This window comes from Atribacter sp., from assembly GCF_035418125.1.
GTDB classification, from domain to species: Bacteria; Atribacterota; Atribacteria; order Atribacterales; family Atribacteraceae; genus Atribacter; species Atribacter allofermentans.
This window is the reverse complement of record NZ_DAOLQM010000108.1, coordinates 1-6,803: the sequence shown is the minus strand read 5'-3', so window position 1 is coordinate 6,803 and position 6,803 is coordinate 1. Positions and strand designations below refer to the sequence as shown.

The 6,803-nt window shown below is 35.8% G+C and carries 6 protein-coding genes and 1 pseudogene; 3 read left to right on the top strand and 4 right to left on the bottom strand.

Annotated elements, in window-relative coordinates; all coding sequences use genetic code 11:
- The first annotated feature begins 120 nt into the window (after nucleotides 1–120).
- Genes PLK24_RS06630 through PLK24_RS06620 form a run of 3 tightly spaced genes read left to right on the top strand, consistent with a single transcriptional unit; the run spans nucleotide 121 to nucleotide 3,652 of the window.
- On the top strand, nucleotides 121–1,611 hold the full coding sequence (locus PLK24_RS06630; protein ID WP_324477492.1) for a sugar ABC transporter ATP-binding protein: 1,491 nt from the start codon (nucleotides 121–123) through the stop codon (nucleotides 1,609–1,611).
- A complete protein-coding gene (locus tag PLK24_RS06625; RefSeq protein WP_324477491.1) occupies nucleotides 1,593–2,612 on the top strand; it encodes an ABC transporter permease in 1,020 nt (339 codons plus the stop codon). Before PLK24_RS06630 ends, PLK24_RS06625 begins: the two co-directional genes overlap by 19 nt.
- A gap of 56 nt (nucleotides 2,613–2,668) precedes the next feature.
- A complete protein-coding gene (locus PLK24_RS06620) occupies nucleotides 2,669–3,652 on the top strand; it encodes an ABC transporter substrate-binding protein (protein ID WP_324477489.1) in 984 nt (327 codons plus the stop codon).
- Between the two features lie 67 nt (nucleotides 3,653–3,719).
- Here PLK24_RS06620 and PLK24_RS06615 read toward each other — a convergent pair whose 3' ends face one another.
- The 4 genes and pseudogenes from PLK24_RS06615 to PLK24_RS06600 all read right to left on the bottom strand — a co-directional run.
- Entirely contained in the window at nucleotides 3,720–4,277 is a 558-nt protein-coding gene (locus PLK24_RS06615; protein WP_324477487.1) for a hypothetical protein, read from the bottom strand.
- A gap of 47 nt (nucleotides 4,278–4,324) precedes the next feature.
- Nucleotides 4,325–5,989, bottom strand: a complete 1,665-nt coding sequence (locus PLK24_RS06610) for a thioredoxin domain-containing protein (RefSeq protein WP_324477485.1) — start codon at nucleotides 5,987–5,989, stop codon at nucleotides 4,325–4,327.
- Nucleotides 5,990–6,142: 153 nt separating this feature from the next.
- Complete coding sequence (locus tag PLK24_RS06605) at nucleotides 6,143–6,583, bottom strand: GtrA family protein (RefSeq protein WP_324477483.1); 441 nt, start codon at nucleotides 6,581–6,583, stop codon at nucleotides 6,143–6,145.
- Nucleotides 6,576–6,803, bottom strand: a pseudogene (locus PLK24_RS06600) (glycosyltransferase); the annotation flags it as partial. The pseudogene PLK24_RS06600 and the gene PLK24_RS06605, both read right to left, overlap by 8 nt.

Genomic DNA, 6,803 nt, shown 5'->3' with positions numbered 1-6,803 from the left:
AGTTAATAAGTGAATTGACTTTCATTGTTTGATATGATATAAAAAATGAAATCGATTTCATAATAAAAAATTCTATACCGAGAGAAAAATCCATACTAAGGAATCATTGGTAAAACCAAAATGCCCGATTTATTAGTAATGGAAGGAATCAACAAAGCATTTTTTGGTGTCAAAGTCTTAAAAGACGTTCAATTTCGTCTTCACGAGGGCGAAGTGCATGTTATTTTGGGAGAAAATGGAGCAGGGAAGTCTACACTTATCAAAATTTTAAGCGGAGCCTATACCCTTGATTCAGGGAAGGTTTTTTTAGAGGGGAAAGAAGTCGACATGACTTCTTATAACCCCGAGATTGCATCTCGCTTGGGAATTGCAACCATCTACCAGAACTTTCATCTTGTTCCTCATTTAACCATAGCGGAAAACATCTCTTTATCTAATTTTCCAATGAAAAAGGGGAGGATTGATTGGAAATCAGTTCAAAAGAGAGCGAGAGATGTTTTAGAGAATATCCATTTTTCTATTGATCCCAATACTTTAGTAAAGAAGTTGAGTGTATCACAGCAACAGATGTTGGAAATAGCTATAGCTTTATCAAAAAATGCCAAAATCATCATTATGGATGAACCAACCGCAGCAATTAGCAAAAAAGAAGTTGAGACCCTTTTTCAACTTATTGCTGATATTAAAAAGAAAAAGGTTGGTATTATATATATTTCCCATAAATTAGAAGAGATTAAAGTAATAGGTGATTCGATAACCGTTTTACGAGATGGGAGAAATGTCGGAACTATGGGAGCCAAAGAAGCAGAATTAAATGAAATTGTTAGTTTGATGATTGGTAAGGAAATGAAGACCCTGGAAAAGAAACATCAATATATTTCATCTGAAGTCATGATCGAATTTAAATCTCTTCGTCGTAAAGGATTTTTTGAAGATATTAGTTTTCAAATAGGTAAGGGTGAAATTGTTGGATTAACCGGTCTTATTGGAGCTGGAAAAACCGAATTGGCCCGGGTAATATTTGGTGTTGATAAGTTAGATGCAGGCCAATGTTTTTACTATAAAAGAGAAATCAGCATAAAGAATCCAAAGGAAGCCGTCCAACATGGTATAGGATATTTGCCTGAGGATAGAGACGTGTCTGGTTTATGTTTAAATATGCCGGTTAAAGATAACGTGACTTTAGTTTATTTAGCCAAGTTGAAAGAAAGAATATTTGGTATTCCAGCTGAAAAAGCTTTATCTCAAAAATATATCAATCAGTTAAAAATAAAAACCACTGGGGTTTATCAACAGGTTAAATATTTAAGCGGTGGCAACAAACAAAAAGTAATATTTGCCAAGTGGTTAGCTGCCCACTGTCAATTTTTGGTATTAGATGAACCTACAATCGGAATTGATGTGGGAGCACGGGAAGAGATTTATAATCTCATATTTGATTTTGTTCAATCGGGAGAGAGGGCTGTCCTATTTCTTTCCAGCGATATATCAGAGATTTTATCAGTAAGTGATCGGATTTTAGTTATGTCTCACGGACGGCTAATTGCCGAACTGGACCCAAACATCACCACCAAGCAGGAAATAATGGCTCGATGTTTAAATCTTACCTAAAAAGGATTGGAAATATGAACCAAAACCTATCGGATGAGCATCGAAAAAATTGGGATGTTTTGAGTATTTTCCAGTATTTGTATCAGCAGCAATCAATATCTATGTTGTTTATTCTAATCATAATGTGGGTTATTCTTTCTTTACTGTCTCCATATTTTTTTACGGTTAATAATCTTTTTGAAATTACCCTCCAATCAGCAGTAATTGCTTTGATAGCAGCAGGTGAATCTTTTGTTATCTTTTCCGGGGGGATCGATTTATCGGTAGGCTCGGTCTTTGCTTTTTCGGCAATTGTTGGTGGGCTGGCTTTACAATTTAGTGGAAGCGTAATTGTGTCTTTAATGGCATCAATTGGTGCTGGGCTTTTTGCTGGATTTTGCAATGGTTTAGCTATTATTAAGCTAAAAATTCCACCATTTGTTGCAACACTTGGAATGATGGGAATCGCTCGGGGGTTGGCTTTAATTTTGTGTAACGGAGTGCCAATTTATGGCTTACCGAGGGAATATTTATGGATTGGCCAAGGGAGAATCGCAGGGATTGTACCAGTACCGACTATCATCGTAATCATTTTGTTTACAGTAATGTATTTTGTGTTAAGAAACACTCGTTTTGGGAGGTTTACTTACTCCATAGGAAGTAATCCCGAAGCAACCCGGCTATCAGGCATTAAGGTTTCCTCGGTAACACTGGGAATTTTTATGATTTGTGGGATGTTCGCAGCGATTGCAGCAGTCATTGAATCGGCACGATTAGGGACCATGCAACCTGCTTCAGGAAATGGGTATGAGCTTTTAGCGATCGGTTCGGTTTTTATTGGAGGAGCTAGTATTTATGGTGGAGAAGGAAACATTTTTGCTTCTTTAATAGGAGCTTTATTGGTAACCACTATCCGAAATGGTTTAAATATTTTAGGAGTATCAGCTTTTTATCAATATGTGGTAAACGGTTTAATTATTATTTTCGCAGTAGCTGCTGATCAAATTCGTCGAAAACATTAATTGGGAAAAATGACTTTATAAGTCATTTTTTAATTAAAAAAGGAGGTCGGATGAAAATGAAAAAATGGTATTCGGTTGTTTCGTTTATGTTAGCTGTTATGCTCATTATTGGTTGCTTAACCGTTGCTTTTGCTCAAGATGAAGGAAAATCGAAGACAATGGTATTTATCCCCAAATCAACCGATGTAACCTATTGGCTATTTCTCCGTAAAGGGGCGACCGATAAGGCGAATGAATTAGGATATACAGTAGATTATCAAGGCGTTGCTACCGAAGCTGATGTAGCTGGACAGGTAAATTTAGTTAATAATATTGTTGCAACCAAACCAGCCGGTATTCTTATGGCTGCTACTGATGCAAAAGCATTACAACCAGCAGTAGAAAATGGGATAAAAGCAGGTATTCCAATTATTATGGTCGATTCTGGTATTGAGGATAAAACAATTCCACTGGCTAATATAACCACTGATAATTTTGACGGAGCTTATAAAGCTGGGCTTTTGTTAGCTGATATGATTGGCGGAAAGGGTAAAGTAGCGAATATTGGAATTACTGCTGGTTCACAAACCGGCCGGGAGCGAAGCGATGGTTTTATCGAAGCCATGAAAAAGTTCCCTGATATTCAAGTTCTTCCGGTCCAATGGACAGATGCCATAGCTGCAACTGCCATGAATATAGCCACTGACCTACTCAATGCCAATCCTGATCTGGTTGGATTTTACTCGGCTGCTGCTCCTATGGGCGTAGGCATTGCTCAAGCCCTTAAAGCCAAGGGCTTGGATCAAAAGGTGAAGCTGATTACTTTCGATCCTAGTCCGGAAACCTTGCCATTATTTGAAGAAGGAACCATCAATGCAATTATTGCTCAAGATCCTTACCAAATGGGATATCGTGGCGTTGAAATGTTAGATAAAGTTATCAAAGGCGGCAAAATTGAAGAAGATGAAAGGAATATCCAAATTCCAGTTGCGATCATAACACCCGAAAATTACAACTCACCCGAGAGCCAGAAACTCTTACAAACACCAGATAAATTTTAGATCCTTTTTATTATAGTCAATAACAAAAGAGTGCTAGAAAAGCACTCTTTTGTTATTTAAAGATGACTTATCTCTCGCAAGATGGACAATCATCTTTCTCACTACCAGGGGAGGCTGTTATATCTTCTTTTATAAGCCATAAACCCTTTTTTTCTGAACGTGCTTTTTCTTGTTCACCAAGTAAATAATTAATCATGTTTTTCCCGGCGTTATCTTTATCAACTTCGGCTAATCCTTCAGCTATAATTTCTGCATTAATTATGGCAATTTCATGATCATCATTCTCACATTGACAGAGATAGGATAGGTATCCAACCCAAACTTTTTCTTCACTAGTATGCCCCAAAGCAAAGTCGAAACTCACGCCGGGCATATGAATAAATTTTCGAAGTTTTTCTTTTAAAAGATCGGTTATTCCTGCATAAGCTGAAGGTGGTTTTACCCCAGCTAATTTAATTCGAACTTTAACTGTTTCCTTCCCACAGCAATATTCAGCAACTACTACATTCGATTGAGAAACTCGAATAACGGTTACTGGAATAATATTTTCCTGAGCTCCAGTAATTTCTACTATTCCAAAAACCAAAAAAACCAATAAAAACACCAAGATAGCTTTTTTAGCCACCTATGAAAACCTCCTTTTTATCATTTCAATGACTCCTAAATTAATAATCAGGACAAAGCGCTTTGCCAAAGTAATACACTTAAAACTATAAATAACGATCCTAAAGCTAATTTTGAAAAGAGAATATTTTTTCTTCCAAAATTAACCAAAGCTTTGGATTGGCTTCCATAGTAAACTCCAAAAAAGACCACTAAAAGTGGAACTATAAAAAAAGCATTGTAAAGAATGAGATATAAAAAAGCTCGCATTGATGTGCTTTGTCGAGCAATATACATAATAGTAGGAAGGTAGATTTGTCCAGTACAACCAGCCTCAAGAAGGGAAATAACGAAACCACTCAGGATGGCGGCAAATATTAATTTTTTTTCCGAAAAGCTTTTTTTAAGATATTGATTGATTTTTACCCGAAATCCCTTGGGTAAACCTAAGGAGAATTCGGTTTCTTTCTTATCTTTTTTGTATTGAATGGCATCTTTTATGCTGAGAATGGCAAAAACCAAAAGAACTGAAGCCATAATTCCATAGACAACTCGAGAAAAAACTTGGTAAGCGGCTAAAGTCTGCCAGACATGAAACAAGCCTAATCCAAGAAGAAGATAAGTTATGAAGACGGTTATACTATAGGTTATTCCGATTTCGAGGATTTTCCTCCGGTTATGGCCAAGAACCATGAGGAGATTAACCATGAAAATGATGGTTGCAAAAGCGCAGGGATTAAGGCCGTCCAAAACCCCTGCGCCAGCTACTACCCAAGGTGTAAAACCCTTAAAACGTTGAAATATGATATCTTCGATCGCTCCTGCATTACTAGTTACTTTTTTTTTATCGGTTTCAGAAAGTGAAATGGTTTTTTGAATGAGCTCTTCAATTGTTGAGTTTACATTTTCATTCTCTTCCGCGGTAACATATCCGGCTTCGGAGAACAACTCAACAGAAGTTGTATTTTCTACTTGCCATTGTTCTTCCAAAAAAACCAGCTTTTCATAGTTTTCAGAAAAAATATAATCGAGGTAAACAACTTTGATTTGATCTTGATATTTTTCAAAAATTGGCGGTGTTGTTTCATTTTTGAGTTTTCGACAGGTAGGACATCTTGATGAATAAAAGAAAAGAATAACTGGATTTTCTGGAACACTCACAACTTGTGAATAATTTGCTGTTATTTCTTCTCTTTCTATAACCTCTACTGGAATCGATTCAAAAATTACCAATTTTTCTTGAATAGGAGGTAAATTTTTTTCAGTTCCAATCACAAAGATTTTTTCAGGAGTTAATTTTTGTATGGCTTGGATGGATTCTTCGTCAAGGAAAATGCTCCCATCTCCAACAAAATTGAGAAAAACCACTGAATGATAGTTTTCAGTAAAAATTGAATAAGGCGGGAAAACTGGATATTGAGAGTCATCTAGAAGGTCGGAAACTGCCACCAATTTTCCATTTTCTTCCATTTTTCTGAGAATATCCTGATGGTTTTGAATATCCTCGTTGGATGGAAGAATAATAACAGTTGATGACTCTGGTTGCCATTTTTCCCAATCTTCCGCGCCAGCCTGAGTTTGACCGAGATCTATGTAGGCTTTAATATTCGCTTCATCTTCAGGGGCGGGGAGAACTCCATTTCCAAAAAACTGAATATCATAAGCCAGTAGTGAAGAAGAAAAAACCAAAGTTAAAGCAAAAACGCATAAAACGGATAGGTATATTCTTTTCAAACAATAACACCCCCTTCAATGATTATTATACAATAATTATCCTTTTTGATTATGATATTCATTTTCATTTTACGCATGGAATCCCTAATTGGAGACAGACATAAACGATTATTTCTATAGTTTTATTCGAGTTTAAGTTCAAAATGTGGTGATTCATATTTTTATATTTTTATCTTTTTCATCGAAAATTTGATCTTTTTTAAAAACCCAATACTTATTGCCGAAAAAATTGATTATAACTGAAAAAAAGGTTGCTCCGACCTTGCTCCAGAGAATTCCAATTTGATATTTTTCATGAAAGAGAGTTAAGAAGAAGAGTGATACCCCTAATGAAATGAGATTAATGGTTAAAAATTTTAACATTTCAATTAGATTAAAACGACGACCAGCTTGAAAAGTCCAGGATTTATTTAAATAATAGCTGTTTAGAACCGCACAAGAATAGGAAATTATTTGCGATATTCGATAGTAATGTTCTCCGATAAGATAGTTAAGAAAAGTAAAAATACCAAAATCAACTGCAGTATTCAGAATACCGACTAAACCGAATTTTACAAATTGAAAAAGATTCTTAGTAAGAGAAAAATTATTCATTGGGAGAGGATTTTTCGTAAAAGCCTTGGGCTTTATGAATGACATACAAAGGGCGGTTTTTTGTTTCTTCGTAGATTCTACCTATGTATTCCCCTAACAGGCCAAGCATAATGAGCACTACTCCATTAAAAAAAAGGCTAATTGCCATCAGAGATGCCCAACCAGGTACAGTTTTTTGGGTAAATACTTTTTCAAAAATGACTATCAGGAGATAAATGAA